This window comes from Aliiglaciecola sp. CAU 1673 (genome assembly GCF_029223185.1).
In the GTDB taxonomy this organism is placed as follows: domain Bacteria; phylum Pseudomonadota; class Gammaproteobacteria; order Enterobacterales; family Alteromonadaceae; genus Bowmanella.
On record NZ_JARHUG010000008.1, the window covers coordinates 158,725 to 177,906 of the forward strand.

Genomic DNA, 19,182 nt, shown 5'->3' on the forward strand with positions numbered 1-19,182 from the left:
GGTGAATCCTCGCTATTACTTATTACGACGGCGTACGATGAGTTTATCGGTACGCTTGTTGCTTCGGGTTTTCTTACCCTTAGTTGGCAGACCCCATGGAGACACAGGGTGACGACCACCAGAGGTTTTACCCTCACCACCACCGTGTGGGTGATCAACAGGGTTCATTGCCACACCGCGAACGGTAGGACGAACACCGCGCCAACGTTTGGCACCGGCTTTACCCAATTGACGCAGCATGTGCTCTGCGTTACCCACTTCACCGATAGTGGCACGGCAATCTGCCAACACTTTACGAACTTCGCCAGAGCGCAGACGCAGAGTGATATATCCACCTTCACGGGCCAGAATCTGCGCGTTAGCACCAGCTGAACGAGCGATCTGAGCACCTTTACCAGGCTTCATTTCGATGGCGTGCACAGTGGTACCCACTGGCATGTTACGCATCGGCATGGTGTTACCGGCCTTGATAGGCGCAGCAGAACCAGACATCAGCTCGTCACCGGCTTTTACGCCTTTAGGAGCCAGGATGTAGCGACGCTCGCCGTCTGCATACAGCACCAGAGCGATGTTAGCAGAACGGTTTGGATCGTATTCCAAGCGCTCAACAACAGCAGGAATGCCATCTTTGTTGCGCTTGAAGTCGATGACGCGATAGTGGTGCTTATGACCGCCACCGATGTGACGAACAGTGATAGTACCACGGTTGTTACGGCCACCAGACTTGCTGTTCTTTTCCAGCAGAGGCGCATAAGGAGCGCCTTTGTGCAACTCAGGGTTAACCACTTGAACGACGTGGCGGCGACCCGGAGAAGTTGGATTAGCTTTCAATAATGCCATGTCTAAATCCCCTATTACTCAGCGCCACCGACGAAGTCGATGTCCTGACCTTCTTTCAGCACCACGTAGGCCTTTTTCCAGTCGCTACGCTTACCGAAACTCATGCCATGACGCTTAGTCTTGCCTTTGACGTTCACAGTGCGAACACCGTTGACTTCAACTTCGAACAGCATCTCAACGGCTGCTTTGATTTCAGCCTTGGTTGCGTCCTTAACTACTTTCAGAACAACAGTGTTGTTGTTCTCAGCAGCCATTGTTGATTTCTCAGAAATATGTGGTGCCAATACCACTTTCAGCAGACGTTCTTGGTTCATGCCAACGCCTCCTCAAGTTGTTTAACTGCATCAGCAGTCATCAACACTTTTTCAAATGCAATCAGGCTAACTGGGTCGATACCGGCCACATCACGCACGTCAACCTTGTACAGGTTGCGGGCAGACAGGAACAGGTTCTCATCAACCTCGGCAGTCACGATCAGCACATCAGTCAGGTCCAGAGCCTTCAGTTTGGCCAACAGTTCCTTAGTCTTAGGTGCTTCAACACCAAACTTTTCAACCACGATCAGACGATCTTGGCGAACCAGCTCAGACAGGATGCTCTTGATCGCACCACGGTACATTTTCTTGTTAACCTTCTGGCTGTGATCCTGAGGCTTAGCTGCGAAGCTAACGCCACCTGAACGCCAGATTGGGCTACGAATGGTACCGGCACGAGCACGGCCGCTACCCTTCTGACGCCAAGGCTTCTTACCGCCGCCGCTGACTTCAGAACGAGTCTTCTGAGCACGGGTACCCTGACGGGCGCCAGCGCCGTAAGCTACTACTACCTGGTGTACCAGAGCTTCGTTAAACTCACGTCCAAAGGTAGCTTCGGATACTTCAAGAGCGCTGTTGGCGTCTTTCAATACTAATTCCATCACCTATCTCCCAGACGTTAGGCTTTAACCGCAGGACTGACGATAACATCGCCGCCTGTCGCGCCGGGTACTGCACCTTTAACCAACAACAGGTTGTTGGCGGCGTCGATGCGTACTACTTCCAGAGACTGGATAGTTACGCGCTCGTCACCCAGGTGACCGGACATCTTCTTGCCTTTGAATACTTTACCTGGAGACTGGTTTTGACCAATCGAACCAGGGGCACGGTGAGACAAAGAGTTACCGTGTGAATTGCGCTGGTGAGCAAAGTTCCAACGCTTAATTGCACCTGCATAGCCTTTACCTTTAGAGGTGCCAACTACGTCAACCTTGGCGGTGTCGTTGAAGATCTCAACAGTGATTTCACTGCCGACTTCAATCCCTTCACCTTCATTGCCATTCAGACGGAATTCCCACAGACCACGACCGGCTTCTACGCCAGCTTTGGCAAAATGACCTGCCTCAGCCTTGGTTACGCGGTTAGCTTTCTTCTCGCCTGCGGTGACTTGCAGCGCCCTGTAGCCGTCTTTCTCCTCAGTACGCAACTGAGTAACACGGTTGGGGGTCGCTTCGATAACAGTCACAGGAATAGACACGCCGTCTTCAGTGAAGATGCGAGTCATACCTACTTTACGACCGACTAGACCAATCGCCATTGTTAAAACCCTCTCTTGTTAGCCCAGGCTGATTTGAACATCAACGCCGGCAGCCAGGTCCAATCTCATCAGCGCATCTACTGTTTTATCAGTAGGTTCGATGATGTCTACCAGACGCTTGTGGGTGCGGATTTCGTATTGATCACGTGCATCTTTGTTGACGTGAGGAGAAATCAGTACCGTATAGCGTTCTTTACGGGTAGGCAGAGGAATGGGACCGCTAACCTGAGCACCAGTGCGTTTGGCAGTTTCAACGATCTCAGCCGTAGACTGATCGATCAACTTGTGATCAAACGCTTTCAAACGAATACGAATTCTTTGATTTGGCATCGACCAAGCTCCAATCAAAAGAACAAAAAAATTCACCCTCACCAACCAATTATTTTGGTGGGAGGATGGGTGTAAACCGCTGGCCCCCAATTGGGGCCTTGTAGTTCATTTTCGGCCTGTTACACAGACCAAAAACGCATGCCCATTTGGGCAAGTGGGCGCGAATTATACCTATGTCGGTTTTTTTATGCAACCTAAATGTCCGCAAAATCTCGTCTTTTGTGCAGTAACCTAATGGCCTGGCAATGATTGTAAAAATTATCGCCGATTGGGGTTTATTTCTTAGCACAATAAGGCAGTCTTGATATGCTTTGCCGTTGCGCTCGTCTATAGTAAAAGTTGTAAAAGTAAGTACATGATTCAAATACAAAACATGATTACAACCCGGTCCGATCGTCAGCTAGAGCAGGTAAACAGTCTGTTGGAAACCCAACAGGAGCTGATGGACGCCTATCATAAGCTCGAGCCCATCATTTTGGAGATGTTCTCTGCGGAGCGTATGAGTATCTTCCAGCGCCGCCGCCAACATCAGGATTTGGTCGCTCGCTTTAAAACCGGTAAAGAGATTCGGGAAATCAAAGTGCCCATTACCCCGCAATCCATTGCCGGCTATGTGGCACTGAGCCAACTACCACTGTTAATTAGCGACCCTTACAATTCCGAAGAACTGCAAGCCATACATCCACGATTGCGATTTGCAGACAAGTTTGACAAAAGCAGCTCCTTTAAGACCCGCAATATTATCTGCGTGCCCATTATGAATACCGGCGTGTTGCTGGGGGTTATGCAGATCATTAACAAGCATCGTGGTGATTTCACCAGTGAAGATTTAGATCTGGCCAATGAACTGGCGGCCATGATCGGTAAGAAGTTCCGCTACGAGCTTGGCGGCACCAGCAAGCCGTTCCAATATTTGGTGCATAAGGGGCTGTTGACCGAAGCCACTCTCGACCAGCTGCTTGAAAGTAGCAAAGACCCGCGTCAACTTGTGCAGCGCCTAGCCACAGAGCACCGTATTGCGGAAGATGAACTTGGCCATGCTCTTTCTGTGCATTATCAGGTGCCCTTTTTAGGCTATCAACCAGACAAATATCACCTTTATCAGGGCAACAGTAAGCTCAATCTTTCCTATCTTAAACGCAACTACGTCGCCGTCATCTCAGACGCCTCGGACAATCCCATCATCTTAATGGCAGAGCCCAATAATGCGGCGCTATTGATGGAGGTAGAGAGTGCGCTGGGTATTGCCAGTTATGAGATTTTCGTCGGTCTGCCCAATGCGGTATTACAGTACCTGGGGGAAAGCACTGGCGGTTCTGGAACACCTGGCGAAATGGATGAAATCCTCGATGAGATTGGTACCAGCGCTGAAGAACTGGATGACCAAACCGAGGAGATGTCAGACGACGCCCCTGCGGTGGTGCGTTTGGTCAGCCGTATCTTACATGATGCCAAGAAACTCAACGCTTCGGATATCCACGTAGACGCTGAAAAAAGTGGCCCCACTCGGGTCAGAATGCGTATTGACGGTGTATGCCGGGATATTACTCAGGTTCCTGCCTCTCACCACAACGCGGTAGTTGCCCGTATCAAAATAATGGCCAACCTTAATATTGCCGAAAAGCGTGTGCCACAGGACGGAAAACTCGCCGTGCGTATGGGTGGGCAATTAGTGGAAGTGCGGGTGGCGACTATCCCCACGGTAGCCGGCGAAGGCGTAGTAATGCGTATCCTTGCTTCAGGTGGCGCCATGCCATGGGACAAGCTGAATCTCGCCCCCAATAACAGCCGCATCTTAAAGGATATGATTAAAAAGCCCCACGGCATTATTCTGGTGGTGGGGCCGACAGGTTCAGGTAAAACCACTACGCTGCATGCCGTGTTGGGTGAGCTTAACACTCCAGACAGGAAGATTTGGACTGCCGAAGATCCAGTGGAAATTACCCAGGCAGGCCTGCAACAGGTGCAGGTCAGCCCCAAAATTGGTTTTACCTTCGCCAACGCGCTTCGCGCTTTCTTACGTGCCGACCCCGATGTCATCCTCATTGGTGAGATGCGTGACAAGGAAACGGCCCACGCTGGTATTGAGGCCTCACTCACAGGCCACTTGGTGCTTTCCACTTTGCACACTAACTCCGCACCCGAGACCATTACCCGTCTGTTAGACCTGGGCCTGGATCCAGTAAACTTCTCCGACGCCTGCGTGGGTATTCTGGCACAACGATTGATCAGAACCCTGTGTGGCAACTGTAAGGAAAAGTATGAAGCGTCGGAGTCAGACATCGGCTTTATTCGCCGTCAATACGGCGAGGCCCATTTGGATGAGCTGAATCTGACACAGCCGCTTATGTTACATCGTGCCAAAGGTTGCGATGTTTGTGGCGATACTGGCTATAAAGGAAGAACCGGTGTACATGAGTTATTGTCCATGACGCCAGAACTGCGCGCATTGGTATATAAGGAAGCATCCGTAGCAGCCATGAAAGAGCAGGCAACCAAAGATGGCATGCGCACCCTGACTCAGGACGGCATTTTAAAAGTGCTCAAGGGCGATACTGACATTAATCAGGTGCAAATCATCAGCGGAACTGAATAAATGACCGACGATAAAGAGCAATCTTATCAAATCCTCAAGCAGACCATACCACTACTGCTGAAACACCAGATCCCGGCCGTACCCACCAATTATGCCCTGTGGTACACCTATGCCAGTAATCAATCGGAAGAATTGAATCAGGCACTGGACAAACTGATGGAACAGAACAGCACCATCACGCCCAGCAGAGCACTGGAATTACAACGTCAGTATCTGGCCGATCAACAAGAAGTGGACACCTGGAGTTTGCGCCAATCGCTTGAGGCCATGCTGATTGAGTTATCCCAGTCACTGCATGACACGAAAACTGACACGCAGCATTTTCGCCAGGCCATCGATACCAGCCTCAGTGAACTGGACAAAGTAGAGAAGGAAGGCTGGTCCATTGAAGAGACCATGGCGTTGGTACGTTCTCTGGTCAAGGAGACACAACTCTTTAAGCGTACTACCCAGGAGTTTACTGCAGCCCTGACCAGCGCAGAAAAAGAAATCACCGAACTTCGCCAACAGCTCAAAGCCAGTCAGAGCCAGGCACTCTACGATGGCCTGACAGGTGTATATAATCGCCGTTGCTTGGATGAAGAGCTCGAGGTCATGGAACCGGAGCAAGGGGTTTGCCTGATTATGGTGGACCTGGATCACTTCAAATCCATCAATGACAGATTCGGACATCAGATGGGCGATAGAGTGCTTAAGGCTGTAGCCAAGCGACTCAAAGAGGTTTGCGGAGAAAGAGCAACGGTTTATCGCTTTGGTGGTGAAGAGTTTTCGGTGCTGATGAAAGGGGTTAAATTACCTCAGGCGCTGCATTTGGCAGAAGTGATGCGACGCAATATCGAGAAAGTCAGTGTGATCGACAGACGAACCAATCAAACGTTGGATGGCATCAGCGCCTCTTTTGGCGCAGCCATATTTGAACAAGGCATGCGTAGAAGCGATTTGCTCGAACAAGCCGATAAACAACTCTATCAGGCTAAGAAATTAGGTAGGAATAGGGTGATGCCGATTGCGCCTCGATAAAAATAACTATATAAATCTGAGAGCTAGCAAATCGGACTTAAATTTAGACATCCAAATTGTTTTGTAAACGCTATTCTTGCCTCAGTACGGAAAGCAAGCTGCCTCCACTAGGTTAACGACACAAAAACGCCTTTCCTGGCGGTTTTTTTAGCAAAGAAGAGTATTCGGCAACTTTTTGCTGTATACTTGCGCGCGATTTTTTTCAGACTTTCTAATGAAGGAAACCATGGCTGATTTATCACTTTATCGAAATATCGGTATTTTCGCCCACGTAGACGCGGGTAAAACTACCACCACCGAACGTATCCTGAAGCTCACCGGCAAAATCCACAAGCTGGGTGAAGTGCATGACGGTGAATCCACCATGGACTTCATGGAACAGGAAGCCGAGCGCGGTATCACCATCCAGTCTGCGGCTACAACCTGCTTCTGGAAAGGGCACCGTTTCAACGTAATCGACACCCCCGGACACGTTGACTTCACCGTAGAAGTTTACCGTTCACTGAAAGTTCTGGACGGCGGTGTAGGCGTATTCTGTGGTTCCGGCGGCGTTGAGCCTCAGTCCGAAACCAACTGGCGCTATGCTAACGATGCCGAAGTATCTCGTTTGATCTTCGTAAACAAGCTGGACCGTCTGGGTGCCGACTTCTTCCGCGTTGTTAAGCAAATTAAAAACGTACTGGCCGCTAACCCACTGGTTATGACCCTGCCTATCGGTCGTGAAGACCAGTTCGTGGGCGTGGTAGACGTACTGACCAAGAAAGCCTACGTATGGGACGATTCAGGCCAGCCTGAAAACTTTGAAATCAAAGACGTACCAGCTGACATGGTAGACATGGTTGAAGAATACCATGAGCAATTGATTGAAGCGGCCGTTGAGCAAGACGACGATCTGATGATGGCTTACATGGATGGCGAAATGCCGTCTCTGGAAGACATCAAACGTTGTATCCGTAAGGGTACTCGTGATCTGGCCTTCTTCCCAACCTACTGTGGTTCTGCCTTCAAGAACAAAGGTATGCAGTTGTTGCTGGATGCCGTTGTTGACTACCTGCCAAGCCCAACCGAAGTTATTCCTCAGGACATCACTGACGAAGAAACTGGTGAGCCAACTGGTAAAGTGGCTACCGTGTCTGTTGACGAGCCTTTCCGCGCCCTGGCATTTAAGATCATGGACGACCGTTTCGGCGCCCTGACCTTTATCCGTGTTTACTCTGGTAAGCTGAACAAGGGTGACAGCATCCTGAACTCCGCTACCGGTAAGACCGAGCGCGTTGGCCGTATGGTGGAAATGCACGCCAACGATCGTAACGAACTGACTTCTTGCCAAGCCGGTGACATCCTGGCCATCGTAGGTATGAAGAACGTTAAGACCGGTCACACCCTGTGCGATCCTAACCATCCATGTACACTTGAACCCATGATCTTCCCTGAGCCGGTAATCTCTATTGCCGTTGCACCAAAAGACAAAGGTGCTTCTGAGAAGCTGGGCAACGCCCTGTCTAAGATGGTTTCTGAAGACCCGACTTTCATCGTTGAAACTGACGAAGACTCGGGTGAAACCATCCTTAAGGGTATGGGTGAATTGCACCTGGATATCAAAGTAGACATCCTGAAGCGTACTCACGGCGTAGAGCTGATTGTTGGTAAGCCTCAGGTTGCTTACCGCGAAACCATCACTAAGGCCATCGAAGATTCTTACACTCACAAGAAGCAGTCTGGTGGTTCTGGTCAGTATGGTAAGATTGACTACCGCATCCGTCCCGGAGAGCCAGGTTCTGGCTTCAAGTTCACCTCCACTGTTGTAGGCGGTAACGTACCGAAGGAATTCTTCCCTGCTATCGAAAAAGGCTTCAAGAGCATGCTCGATACCGGTACGCTGGCTGGCTTCCCGGTGCTGGACTTCGAAGTTGAGCTGTTCGACGGTGGCTTCCACGCAGTAGACTCCTCGGCTATCGCCTTCGAAATCGCTGCCAAAGGCGCCTTCCGTCAGTCAGTTCCTAAGGCTGGTCCTCAGCTGCTGGAGCCGATCATGAAGGTTGACGTGTTCACCCCTGAAGATCACGTAGGTGATGTAATCGGTGACCTGAACCGTCGTCGCGGCATGATCAAGGATCAAGAGCCTGGTGCTACTGGCGTTCGCGTTAAAGCCGAAGTACCGCTGGCCGAAATGTTCGGCTATATCGGTACCCTGCGTACGATGACCTCTGGTCGTGGCCAATTCTCTATGGAATTCGCTCACTACCTGCCTTGCCCTGCTAACGTAGCAGAGAAGGTAATCGCCGAAACTAAGGCGAAGAAAGAAGCCAAGAAGTAAGGCTTTTCTAAATAAAAAACCGCGGCTTGCCGCGGTTTTTTTATTTCGGGCTTCCTGCCCTTCACCCTTCGGGCCATCGTCGTGGACTCCGATGTTTTAAAACGCCCCTGGCGTTTTAGGGTTTTCATTGGGTCAGAAAGGCATTGGATAAGCCCTTAGCACCTTTTGCACGCCATCCAGCACATCATCACTAAGAGTAATATCAAAGGCCTGTATATCTTCTTCCAGCTGCGTCATGGAAGTCGCCCCTATAATGGTTGAGGTCACACCATTGACCTGATTACACCATGCTAACGCTAATTGTACCGGGGTCAGACCATGCTCTTTTGCCAAGCTGACATACTGGGAAATAGCCGCCTGAGACTGCGTCGTATCCCGGAACAGCCCCATACGCTGCGTCAGCGTCCAGCGACTACCCGCGGGACGAGCTCCATTGAGATACTTACCACTAAGCATACCGCCGCCCAAGGGAGACCATGGTAAATAGGCAACCTGTCCATGTACGCATTGTTCAATGACATAGGGCCAATCTTTGCTATGCAGCAGATTAAATTCATTCTGGATGGATACCATGCGCGGCAGACTGTGTTTTTCACTTAACCGCAGATATTCGCTGATACCCCAGGGTGTGTCATCGGAAAGCCCACAATAACGAATCTTGCCGGCCTGAATACAGCTTTGCAGCGCCTGTAATATCTCAAGCATCTGTGCAGATTCCTCTGCGCCATTGGTGTCGGTAAAATTAAAGCGCCCAGGCCACTGTTTGCCAAAGTGGGGGGTTGTACGATTAGGCCAGTGAAGCTGATACAAATCGATATAATCGGTTTGCAAGCGCTTAAGCGACGCATCTACCGAACTTATCACTGCCTCACCGGTAATCGGGCCACCGCCTCGGATATATGACAAACCACTACCTGCAATTTTGGTCGCCAGAATAATGTCTTTACGACGATTTGGGTTTGACGCCAGATAATGACCAATAATGGTTTCGGTCGCCCCGTAGGACTCTGCCGTTGGAGGGATAGAATACATCTCTGCGGTATCGATGAAATTCACCCCTTGGACCAGAGCGTACTCTATATGACTGTTGGCGTCTTGCTGGTCGTTCTGAGTGCCCCAGGTCATTGTTCCTAAGCAAACACGGGATACCTTAATGTCAGTGCTGCCTAATCTGGAATATTGCATCTTATCTATCCGTTTATCAGGTTGAGGCTTATCTTAGTGGGCATCGCCTTAAAAGATCAAAAGCTCCGTGGCATTAACTGGAATGTGTTTCGATGTGAATTTGCCAGAGTTCTTTACTTGGCAATGACAAGTTACGGAAGGGAGAAAATACTCTGATAAAGGGGATGAGCGCTTGGGGCTTTACTTAACCGGCCACGTTATTCCGGGCTCTACCTGCCCTACATCCCTTCGGGGCCATCGTCGTTCCTCTGATGTTCCAGATTGCTCCTGGCATTTGTACTCGTATCGTCCTGGGCCGGCCGCCGGGATACTCGCCCTGCGGGCCAGCCTTCGGCTGTTCCAGATTACTCCTGGCAATCTGGTCACGGGACATCCGCTTGGGGCCATACAGTAGGTGCGGGCCTAAAAACAAAAAAGGCTCCCGAGGGAGCCTTTCTTTTAGCACTAAGCTTCGATTACTCGATGATCTTAGATACTACGCCCGCACCTACTGTACGGCCACCTTCACGGATGGCGAAACGCAGACCTTCGTCCATCGCGATTGGGCAAATCAGCTCAACCGTGAACTTCAGGTTGTCGCCTGGCATTACCATCTCTACGCCTTCTGGCAGCTGTACTGAGCCAGTTACGTCAGTGGTACGGAAGTAGAACTGAGGACGGTAGCCTTTGAAGAATGGCGTGTGACGACCACCTTCTTCTTTGCTCAGTACGTATACTTCTGCTTCGAACTTAGTGTGTGGCTTGATTGAACCAGGCTTACACAGTACCTGACCACGCTCAACTTCGTCACGCTTAGTACCACGCAGCAGAACACCTACGTTCTCACCTGCACGGCCTTCGTCCAACAGCTTACGGAACATTTCTACACCAGTACAAGTGGTAGTAGTAGTCGGGTTGATACCTACGATTTCTACTGACTCACCGACTTTAACGATACCCTGCTCTACACGACCAGTTACTACGGTACCACGGCCAGAGATAGAGAATACGTCTTCGATTGGCAGAATGAATGGCTTGTCAATCGCACGCTCTGGCTCTGGGATGTATGTGTCCAGCGCTTCGCCAAGCTCAATGATTTTCTTTTCCCACTCTGCGTCGCCTTCCAGCGCCTTCAGAGCTGAACCACGAATTACCGGCAGGTCATCACCTGGGAAGTCGTAAGTAGACAGAAGTTCACGTACTTCCATTTCTACCAGTTCCAGCAGCTCTTCGTCATCTACCATGTCACACTTGTTCATGAATACGATGATGTAAGGTACGCCTACCTGACGACCCAGCAGAATGTGCTCACGGGTCTGTGGCATTGGGCCATCAGTCGCTGCTACTACCAGAATCGCTCCGTCCATCTGCGCCGCACCGGTGATCATGTTCTTAACATAGTCAGCGTGTCCAGGGCAGTCTACGTGGGCGTAGTGACGGGTTGGTGTGTCGTATTCTACGTGCGATGTAGAGATGGTGATACCACGAGCTTTTTCTTCTGGCGCGTTGTCAATCTGGTCAAACGCACGAGCTGAACCACCGTAGGTCTTCGCCAATACTGTTGTGATTGCCGCAGTCAGAGTAGTCTTACCGTGGTCTACGTGACCGATGGTGCCTACGTTTACGTGCGGCTTTTTACGTTCAAACTTTTCTTTTGCCATTTTACTAAGTTTCCTAAGTTAAAAGTCCGGCCCCCTGCTAAAACAGATTACCGGACCAGACCTTCATTAAGATGTTCTAGCTTCAATAATAGCTTTGGCGACGTTGTTTGGCGCCTCCGCATAGTTGAAGAACTCCATAGAATAGGATGCACGGCCTTGGGTAGCGCTACGCAGGTCGGTAGCATAACCGAACATCTCAGATAATGGCACTTTTGCGCGCACTATCTTGATACCGGCAAGACCGTCTTCCATTCCTTCGATGATACCGCGGCGACGGTTAATATCGCCTACAACGTCACCCATCCAATCTTCAGGCGTGGTGACTTCCACCTTCATGAGGGGTTCAAGCAGCACAGGATTGGCTGCAGCCGCCCCTTTTTTGAAGCCCATTGAACCCGCGATCTTAAACGCCATTTCAGAGGAGTCAACATCGTGGTATGAACCATCAAACAGGGTGACTTTAACATCCAGAACCGGATAGCCGGCGAGTACACCGTTTTGCATCTGATCCTGGCAGCCTTTGTCAACGGCAGGGATGAATTCTTTAGGAATTACACCACCGACAATTGCGTTAACAAATTCATAGCCCTTGCCCTCTTCCTGAGGTTCGATCTTCAGCCATACATGACCGAACTGACCGCGACCACCAGACTGGCGCACAAACTTGCCTTCCACTTCCACCGCTTTGCGAATTGTTTCGCGATAAGCCACTTGTGGCTTACCCACGCTACATTCCACTTTAAACTCACGCTTCATACGATCGACGATAATATCCAGGTGCAGTTCGCCCATACCAGAGATAATCGTCTGCCCGGTTTCTTCGTCAGTTTTCACACGGAAAGAAGGGTCTTCGGCAGCAAGCTTGCTAAGTGCAATGCCCATTTTCTCCTGATCGGCTAAAGAGCGAGGCTCTACAGCGACGGAAATAACGGGCTCAGGGAAATCCATACGCTCAAGCGTGATGATGTGATTAGGATCACAAAGTGTGTCCCCCGTGGTCACATCCTTCAAGCCAATGGCAGCGGCTATGTCCCCAGCACGAACTTCTTTGATTTCTTCACGGCTGTTGGCGTGCATCTGTACGATTCGACCGAAGCGCTCGCGCTTTGACTTAATCGGGTTGTACACCGTATCACCGGTGTTCACCACACCAGAATAGCAGCGGAAGAAGGTCAATGTTCCTACAAAGGGATCGGTAGCGATTTTAAACGCCAAGGCAGAGAACGGCTCGGCATCATCGGCATGGCGCTCGTCTTCTGTCTCTGCGGCATCGTCTTTCACGCCCTTAATGGCGGGAACATCAATTGGCGCAGGCAGAAATTCAACCACCGCATCCAGCACCGCCTGTACGCCCTTGTTTTTAAACGCGGAGCCACAGGTTGCCAGCACAATTTCGTTGTTCAGGGTACGCTTGCGCAGACCTTGTTTGATTTCATCTTCAGAAAGCTCGGCGCCTTCCAAATATTTATCCATCAACTCTTCGGTTGCTTCAGCTGCGGCCTCAACCATTTCCATACGCAGGGTCTGTGCTCTTTCCAACAATTCGGTTGGCACGTCCTCATAGGAAAAGGTCATCCCCTGGTCTTCTTCATTCCAGTTGATGGCCTTCATCTTGATGAGGTCGATAACGCCACGAAAGTTTTCTTCCGCACCGATATTCATTTGGATTGGCACACAACTCGCTCCCAAGCGGTTGCGAATCTGCTTCACTACGCGGTCGAAATCGGCACCGGCCCGGTCCATCTTATTGACGAACACCAGGCGTGGAACATGATATTTGTTCGCCTGACGCCATACCGTTTCTGACTGAGGCTCAACACCAGAAGCGCCACAGAAAACAACGACAGCACCATCGAGCACCCGCAATGAGCGTTCAACTTCGATAGTGAAGTCAACGTGTCCGGGGGTGTCGATGATGTTGATGCGATGTTGCTCGAATTGCTGGTTCATCCCCGCCCAGAAACAGGTAGTAGCAGCCGAGGTGATAGTGATACCACGCTCTTGCTCCTGCTCCATCCAGTCCATGGTGGCAGCGCCATCATGGACTTCACCAATCTTATGCGAAAGACCGGTGTAGAAGAGCACCCGTTCTGTGGTCGTGGTTTTCCCTGCATCCACGTGAGCGCAGATACCAATATTGCGGTAACGCTCAATAGGGGTTTTACGAGCCATAGATTCCTCTTACGCCTTTGATTACCAGCGGTAGTGAGCGAAGGCCTTGTTGGCTTCGGCCATACGGTGCACGTCTTCACGTTTCTTAACCGCGGAGCCTTTGTTCTCAGAGGCATCCAGCATTTCTGCAGCCAGACGCTGAGCCATGGACTTCTCACCACGCTTACGTGCAGCTTCTACCATCCAGCGCATACCCAGTGCATTACGACGCACAGGACGTACTTCTACTGGTACTTGGTAAGTAGAGCCACCAACGCGGCGTGATTTAACTTCTACGGAAGGACGGATATTGTCCAGCGCATCTTCGAAAACATCCAGGTGTGCTTTGCCGGTTTTCTCAGCAACGATATCCAGAGCGCCGTATACGATTTTTTCAGCAGTTGATTTTTTGCCGTCAAGCATGACAACGTTCATGAACTTGGCAAGCAGCAGTGATCCGAACTTAGGATCAGGTAGGATCTTACGTTGACCTACGACTCTTCTTCTAGGCATTTCAATTCTCCGTGGATTTCAGGGATTACCCAAAACTCTATTAAAACTTCAGTTTGGCCTTACTAAACGGAGAACCGTTAGGATTTGGGCCTTTTCGCGCCGTACTTAGAACGGGCTTGCTTACGAGAGTTAACACCTGCGCAGTCCAAAGTACCGCGAACAGTGTGATAACGAACACCTGGCAGGTCTTTAACACGACCACCACGGATCAGCACAACACTGTGCTCCTGGAGGTTGTGGCCTTCGCCGCCGATGTATGAACTAACTTCGAAACCGTTAGTCAGACGAACACGGCATACTTTACGTAGCGCAGAGTTCGGCTTCTTAGGGGTTGTGGTGTATACGCGAGTACATACGCCACGTCTTTGGGGGCAAGCTTGCAGCGCAGGAACGTTGCTTTTTTCAACGCCCTTTTCGCGTGGCTTACGCACCAACTGGTTAACTGTTGCCATTAACTAGCTCCTGATAAATAACTACTGAAAAAATCTGAGGCCTAGTGCCCATATCCGTAGAAATTTGCCGCTGTTGCGGCCTATTTCGAGCAATAAACCCCCACCCTGAAAATAGGGTCGCAGAATTCTATAGACCAAAGATTAACCTGTCAACTAACAGCCTACCTTTAAAGCAGGAGTATTGCGCGTGAAAAGCCGCAAATTTTGAGGCTAGGAGCGATGCCGAAGCCAGATTTAACACCTGACATAACCGAGCTATGGTTGCCTGGAGAAAACCGCAGCGCCAACGGGAGGGCGACGGTTCGAAAAGTGAGGCAAGGCACCCTGAATAAAAAACCCGGCATTGCCGGGTTTTTTAAACTTCACTTTATGTGAATTAGTCTTGCGACTCGTCTGAATCGTTAACCTCTGCATTCAGAGCATCGGACAGGGCCTGCTCTGCCTGGGCTGCGGAGACCGATTCTTCCACGATGCCGGCCAGACGCCTGCGCATACGCTTCTGATGGTAGGCGAAACCGGTACCGGCTGGGATCAGGCGACCCACGATAACGTTTTCCTTCAGACCACGCAGATCGTCTTCCTTGCCTTGTACTGCTGCTTCAGTCAGTACGCGAGTGGTTTCCTGGAACGATGCTGCAGAGATGAAAGACTCTGTAGACAACGAGGCCTTGGTGATACCCAACAGTTGTGTTTCATACTGTGCGGGGATCTTGCCTTTCTTCTCCAGTTCGCGGTTGGCCACTTTAACGCTGGACACTTCAACCTGCTCGCCTTCAAGGAACAAGGTATCGCCTGGGTGAGTAATCACACACTTACGCAACATCTGGCGGATAACCACTTCGATGTGTTTGTCGTTGATCTTTACACCCTGCAGACGGTAAACGTCTTGCACTTCGTTAACGATGTAGTTGGACACCGCACTGATACCACGCAGACGCAGGATATCGTGTGGTGACTCTGGACCGTCGGAGATCACTTCACCGCGTTCCACTTTTTCGCCTTCGAATACGTTAAGCTGACGCCACTTAGGGATCATCTCTTCGTAGGCATCCCCCTGCTCTGGGGTGATCAACAGACGACGCTTACCTTTGGTTTCTTTACCGAAGCTGATGGTACCGGACACTTCTGCCAGAATAGCGGGCTCTTTCGGCTTACGAGCTTCGAACAGGTCAGCAACGCGCGGCAGACCACCGGTAATATCGCGGGTCTTCGAGCTTTCCTGAGGAATACGGGCCAACACTTCACCGGCCTTGACCTTAGAGCCGTCAGAGGCTTCGATCACCGTGAAGCTGGGCAGACGAATTTCCTGCAAACCATGCTCTTCAGATTCCAGAATCAGCTTAGGCTCTTTGGCCGTAGACTTGGACAGATCTTTTACCACGATACGGGTCAGACCGGTCAGTTCGTCCTGCTGCATTTCAGTGTTACTGTCGTCCACATCAGCGAAGCTGATCTTAGACGGACGCTCCACGATAATCGGGTGCGAGTGCGGATCCCAGTTGGCGACGATGTCACCGGCATTCACTTTAGCGCCATCATCTACCGACAACACGGCACCGTAAGGCACTTTATAGCGCTCTTTCTCACGGCCCTGCTCATCGATAATGGTGATCTCGGTAGAACGAGAGGTAATAACAATCTTGTTGTCTGCATTGTGCACGAACTTCGCGTTGTGCAGTTTCAGACTACCGTTGGTCTTCACCTGTACGCTGTTCTCGGCAGAGGCTCTTGAAGCCGCACCACCGATGTGGAACGTACGCATCGTCAGCTGAGTACCAGGTTCACCGATTGACTGTGCGGCAATAACACCGACCGCTTCACCGATGCCCACCTGGTGACCACGGGCCAAATCACGACCGTAACACTTGGCACAAACACCGAAGTCGTTATCGCAGGTGATTACAGAGCGCACTATGACTTGGTCAACAGAGTGAGACTCAAGCACATCCACCAGAGCTTCGTCCAGGATCACGTTACGCTCTACCAGCACTTCGTCAGTGCCAGGCTTGATCACGTCTTCAGCCACAGTACGACCCAATACGCGCTCGCGCAACGGCTCAACCACGTCACCACCTTCGATCAGAGGCGTCATCTTCACGCCTTCGAAGGTACCGCAATCGTCGTTAGTGATAACCAGATCTTGCGCCACGTCAACCAAACGACGAGTCAGGTAACCTGAGTTAGCCGTCTTCAGTGCCGTATCGGCAAGACCCTTACGAGCACCGTGGGTAGAGATAAAGTACTGCAGTACGTTCAGACCTTCACGGAAGTTAGCGGTAATGGGGGTTTCGATGATCGAGCCATCAGGCTTGGCCATCAGACCACGCATACCAGCCAACTGACGAATCTGTGCCGCACTACCCCGGGCGCCGGAGTCGGCCATCATGTAAACGGAGTTGAAAGATACTTGTTCTTCCATTTCACCGTCACGATTCTGCACCTGTTCTTTAGACAGGTTGGCCATCATCGCTTTTGATACGCGCTCGTTGGCGGCAGACCAAATATCGATAACTTTGTTATAGCGCTCACCAGCGGTTACCAAACCAGACTGGAACTGCTCCTGGATCTCGGCCACTTCAGCTTCTGCTGCGTCGATGATCTGGGCTTTCTCATCCGGGATCACCATATCGTCGATACCGATAGAGGCACCCGCGATCATGGCGTAATGGAAACCGGTGTACATAATTTGGTCGGCAGCGATAACGGTGTCTTTCAGACCCAATGTACGATAACAGGCGTTCAGCAAACGAGAGATCTGCTTTTTACCCATTGCCTGGTTGATCAGCTCAAAGGGCAGACCCTGAGGTAGGATCAGAGACAGAATGGCACGGCCAACAGTGGTGTCGGTCAACGTAACTTTTTCAGTCTTGTTACCCGCTTCATCAACGTCATACTCTTTAATACGCACTTTCACGCGTGCATGTAGCTCTGCCACATCAGTACGGTATGCTTTTTCGGCTTCGTGGGCGTTCTTGAACACCATGCCTTCGCCTTTGCCGTTAACGCGATCACGGGTCATGTAATACAGACCCAATACCACGTCCTGTGAAGGCACGATGATAGGTTCACCGTTGGCAGGCGACAGGATGTTGTTGGTTGACATCATCAGCGCACGGGATTCCAGCTGCGCTTCCAGCGTCAACGGCACGTGAACCGCCATTTGGTCACCGTCGAAGTCGGCGTTATAGGCCGCACACACCAGTGGGTGCAGCTGAATGGCTTTACCTTCGATCAGGGTGGGTTCGAATGCCTGGATACCCAAACGGTGCAACGTTGGTGCACGGTTCAGTAATACCGGGTGTTCGCGGATAACTTCATCCAGAACGTCCCATACTTCCGGCGCTTCACGCTCAACCATTTTCTTGGCGGCTTTGATAGTGGTGGCCAGGCCACGACCTTCCAGTTTGCCGTAAATAAAGGGTTTGAACAGCTCAAGAGCCATCTTCTTGGGCAGACCGCACTGATGCAGACGCAAAGTCGGGCCCACGGTAATTACCGAACGGCCAGAGTAGTCAACACGTTTACCAAGCAGGTTCTGACGGAAACGACCTTGCTTACCCTTGATCATGTCGGCCAAGGACTTCAGAGGACGCTTGTTGGAACCGGTGATAGCACGGCCACGACGACCGTTATCCAGCAACGCATCTACCGCTTCTTGCAGCATACGCTTTTCGTTACGCACGATGATATCGGGCGCAGCCAGATCCAACAGTCGCTTCAGACGGTTGTTACGGTTGATCACGCGACGATACAAATCGTTCAAATCAGAGGTAGCGAAACGACCGCCATCCAGAGGAACCAATGGGCGCAGATCCGGTGGCAGTACCGGCAGCACAGTCATAATCATCCACTCTGGGCGGTTACCTGATTGCTGGAAGGATTCCAACAGCTTCAGGCGCTTGGTTACTTTCTTACGCTTGGTTTCAGAGTTAATGCTGGGCAGCTCTTCGCGCATAGAGGCAACGTCGCCGTCTACGTCCAGGGCCTTAAGCAGGTCAAATACAGCTTCGGCACCCATCTTGGCGTCGAACTCATCACCATGCTCTTCCAGGGCATCTAAGTACTCTTCTTCAGTCAGAAGCTGTGAACGCTCCAGCGTGGTCATGCCAGGCTCGGTAACCACATAGCTTTCAAAATAAAGTACGCGCTCGATATCACGCAGCGTCATATCCAGCATCAAGCCGATACGGCTGGGTAGTGACTTCAGGAACCAAATGTGGGCAACGGGGCTGGCCAGTTCGATGTGGCCCATGCGCTCACGGCGGACCTTGGTCAGGGTTACTTCCACACCACATTTTTCGCAAATCACACCGCGATGCTTAAGGCGCTTGTACTTACCGCACAAGCACTCATAGTCTTTAACCGGTCCGAAAATTCGGGCGCAGAAAAGACCGTCACGCTCAGGTTTGAACGTACGGTAGTTGATGGTCTCTGGCTTTTTTACTTCGCCAAAGGACCAAGAACGGATCATGTCAGGAGAAGCCAGACCGATACGAATATTATCGAATTCTTCGGTCTTGTTTTGTTGCTTCAAAAACTTCAATAAGTCTTTCACGATATTCTCCC

At 51.0% G+C, this 19,182-nt stretch carries 14 protein-coding genes; 3 read left to right on the top strand and 11 right to left on the bottom strand.

Translation table 11 applies throughout. The features are described from left to right. Window positions 1–15: 15 nt before the first annotated feature. The 5 genes from rplB to rpsJ are packed head-to-tail and all read right to left on the bottom strand — an operon-like array spanning window position 16 to window position 2,742. A complete protein-coding gene (gene rplB, locus P2G88_RS09835) occupies window positions 16–840 on the bottom strand; it encodes a 50S ribosomal protein L2 (RefSeq protein WP_275795696.1) in 825 nt (274 codons plus the stop codon). Window positions 841–854: 14 nt separating this feature from the next. Further along, complete coding sequence (rplW, locus tag P2G88_RS09840; RefSeq protein WP_275795697.1) at window positions 855–1,154, bottom strand: 50S ribosomal protein L23; 300 nt, start codon at window positions 1,152–1,154, stop codon at window positions 855–857. Continuing rightward, window positions 1,151–1,756, bottom strand: coding sequence for a 50S ribosomal protein L4 (gene rplD / locus P2G88_RS09845; protein ID WP_275795698.1), 606 nt, complete (start codon window positions 1,754–1,756; stop codon window positions 1,151–1,153). Before rplD ends, rplW begins: the two co-directional genes overlap by 4 nt. Window positions 1,757–1,773: 17 nt before the next feature. Continuing rightward, window positions 1,774–2,412 (bottom strand): 50S ribosomal protein L3, encoded by a 639-nt coding sequence (gene rplC, locus P2G88_RS09850; protein ID WP_275795699.1) that lies wholly within the window; start codon window positions 2,410–2,412, stop codon window positions 1,774–1,776. Between the two features lie 18 nt (window positions 2,413–2,430). After that, a complete protein-coding gene (gene rpsJ / locus P2G88_RS09855) occupies window positions 2,431–2,742 on the bottom strand; it encodes a 30S ribosomal protein S10 (protein ID WP_010179497.1) in 312 nt (103 codons plus the stop codon). Window positions 2,743–3,184: 442 nt separating this feature from the next. Here rpsJ and P2G88_RS09860 point away from each other — a divergent pair, with 442 nt between their 5' ends. The 3 genes from P2G88_RS09860 (at window position 3,185) to fusA (P2G88_RS09870) (ending at window position 8,675) form a co-directional block, all read left to right on the top strand. Beyond that, window positions 3,185–5,338, top strand: coding sequence for an ATPase, T2SS/T4P/T4SS family (locus tag P2G88_RS09860; protein ID WP_275795723.1), 2,154 nt, complete (start codon window positions 3,185–3,187; stop codon window positions 5,336–5,338). Continuing rightward, a complete protein-coding gene (locus P2G88_RS09865; protein WP_275795700.1) occupies window positions 5,339–6,358 on the top strand; it encodes a diguanylate cyclase in 1,020 nt (339 codons plus the stop codon). Window positions 6,359–6,584: 226 nt separating this feature from the next. After that, on the top strand, window positions 6,585–8,675 hold the full coding sequence (fusA, locus tag P2G88_RS09870) for an elongation factor G (protein ID WP_275795701.1): 2,091 nt from the start codon (window positions 6,585–6,587) through the stop codon (window positions 8,673–8,675). A gap of 132 nt (window positions 8,676–8,807) precedes the next feature. Here fusA (P2G88_RS09870) and P2G88_RS09875 read toward each other — a convergent pair whose 3' ends face one another. The 6 genes from P2G88_RS09875 to rpoC all read right to left on the bottom strand — a co-directional run bounded on the left by P2G88_RS09875 (window position 8,808) and on the right by rpoC (window position 19,171). After that, window positions 8,808–9,860, bottom strand: a complete 1,053-nt coding sequence (locus tag P2G88_RS09875; RefSeq protein WP_275795702.1) for an aldo/keto reductase — start codon at window positions 9,858–9,860, stop codon at window positions 8,808–8,810. A 455-nt stretch (window positions 9,861–10,315) separates the two neighbouring features. Further along, window positions 10,316–11,500, bottom strand: coding sequence for an elongation factor Tu (tuf, locus tag P2G88_RS09880; protein WP_275795703.1), 1,185 nt, complete (start codon window positions 11,498–11,500; stop codon window positions 10,316–10,318). Window positions 11,501–11,566: 66 nt separating this feature from the next. Then, window positions 11,567–13,672 carry an elongation factor G gene (fusA, locus tag P2G88_RS09885; protein WP_275795704.1) on the bottom strand — a complete coding sequence of 702 codons (2,106 nt, stop codon included), beginning with the start codon at window positions 13,670–13,672 and terminating at the stop codon, window positions 11,567–11,569. A gap of 21 nt (window positions 13,673–13,693) precedes the next feature. Next, window positions 13,694–14,164, bottom strand: coding sequence for a 30S ribosomal protein S7 (rpsG, locus tag P2G88_RS09890; protein WP_275795705.1), 471 nt, complete (start codon window positions 14,162–14,164; stop codon window positions 13,694–13,696). Between the two features lie 77 nt (window positions 14,165–14,241). After that, the gene (rpsL, locus tag P2G88_RS09895; protein ID WP_275795706.1) at window positions 14,242–14,616 is read right to left on the bottom strand and encodes a 30S ribosomal protein S12; all 375 of its coding nucleotides are present in this window, start codon (window positions 14,614–14,616) and stop codon (window positions 14,242–14,244) included. Between the two features lie 376 nt (window positions 14,617–14,992). Further along, window positions 14,993–19,171 carry a DNA-directed RNA polymerase subunit beta' gene (gene rpoC / locus P2G88_RS09900; protein WP_275795707.1) on the bottom strand — a complete coding sequence of 1,393 codons (4,179 nt, stop codon included), beginning with the start codon at window positions 19,169–19,171 and terminating at the stop codon, window positions 14,993–14,995. Window positions 19,172–19,182 lie beyond the last annotated feature (11 nt).

Coding starts and splice junctions, on each gene's coding strand:
- rplB (WP_275795696.1), bottom strand. CDS start 840: ATGGCATTATTGAAAGCTAATCCAACTTCTCCGGGTCGCCGCCACGTC.
- rplW (WP_275795697.1), bottom strand. CDS start 1,154: ATGAACCAAGAACGTCTGCTGAAAGTGGTATTGGCACCACATATTTCT.
- rplD (WP_275795698.1), bottom strand. CDS start 1,756: ATGGAATTAGTATTGAAAGACGCCAACAGCGCTCTTGAAGTATCCGAA.
- rplC (WP_275795699.1), bottom strand. CDS start 2,412: ATGGCGATTGGTCTAGTCGGTCGTAAAGTAGGTATGACTCGCATCTTC.
- rpsJ (WP_010179497.1), bottom strand. CDS start 2,742: ATGCCAAATCAAAGAATTCGTATTCGTTTGAAAGCGTTTGATCACAAG.
- P2G88_RS09860 (WP_275795723.1), top strand. CDS start 3,185: ATGGACGCCTATCATAAGCTCGAGCCCATCATTTTGGAGATGTTCTCT.
- P2G88_RS09865 (WP_275795700.1), top strand. CDS start 5,339: ATGACCGACGATAAAGAGCAATCTTATCAAATCCTCAAGCAGACCATA.
- fusA (WP_275795701.1), top strand. CDS start 6,585: ATGGCTGATTTATCACTTTATCGAAATATCGGTATTTTCGCCCACGTA.
- P2G88_RS09875 (WP_275795702.1), bottom strand. CDS start 9,860: ATGCAATATTCCAGATTAGGCAGCACTGACATTAAGGTATCCCGTGTT.
- tuf (WP_275795703.1), bottom strand. CDS start 11,500: ATGGCAAAAGAAAAGTTTGAACGTAAAAAGCCGCACGTAAACGTAGGC.
- fusA (WP_275795704.1), bottom strand. CDS start 13,672: ATGGCTCGTAAAACCCCTATTGAGCGTTACCGCAATATTGGTATCTGC.
- rpsG (WP_275795705.1), bottom strand. CDS start 14,164: ATGCCTAGAAGAAGAGTCGTAGGTCAACGTAAGATCCTACCTGATCCT.
- rpsL (WP_275795706.1), bottom strand. CDS start 14,616: ATGGCAACAGTTAACCAGTTGGTGCGTAAGCCACGCGAAAAGGGCGTT.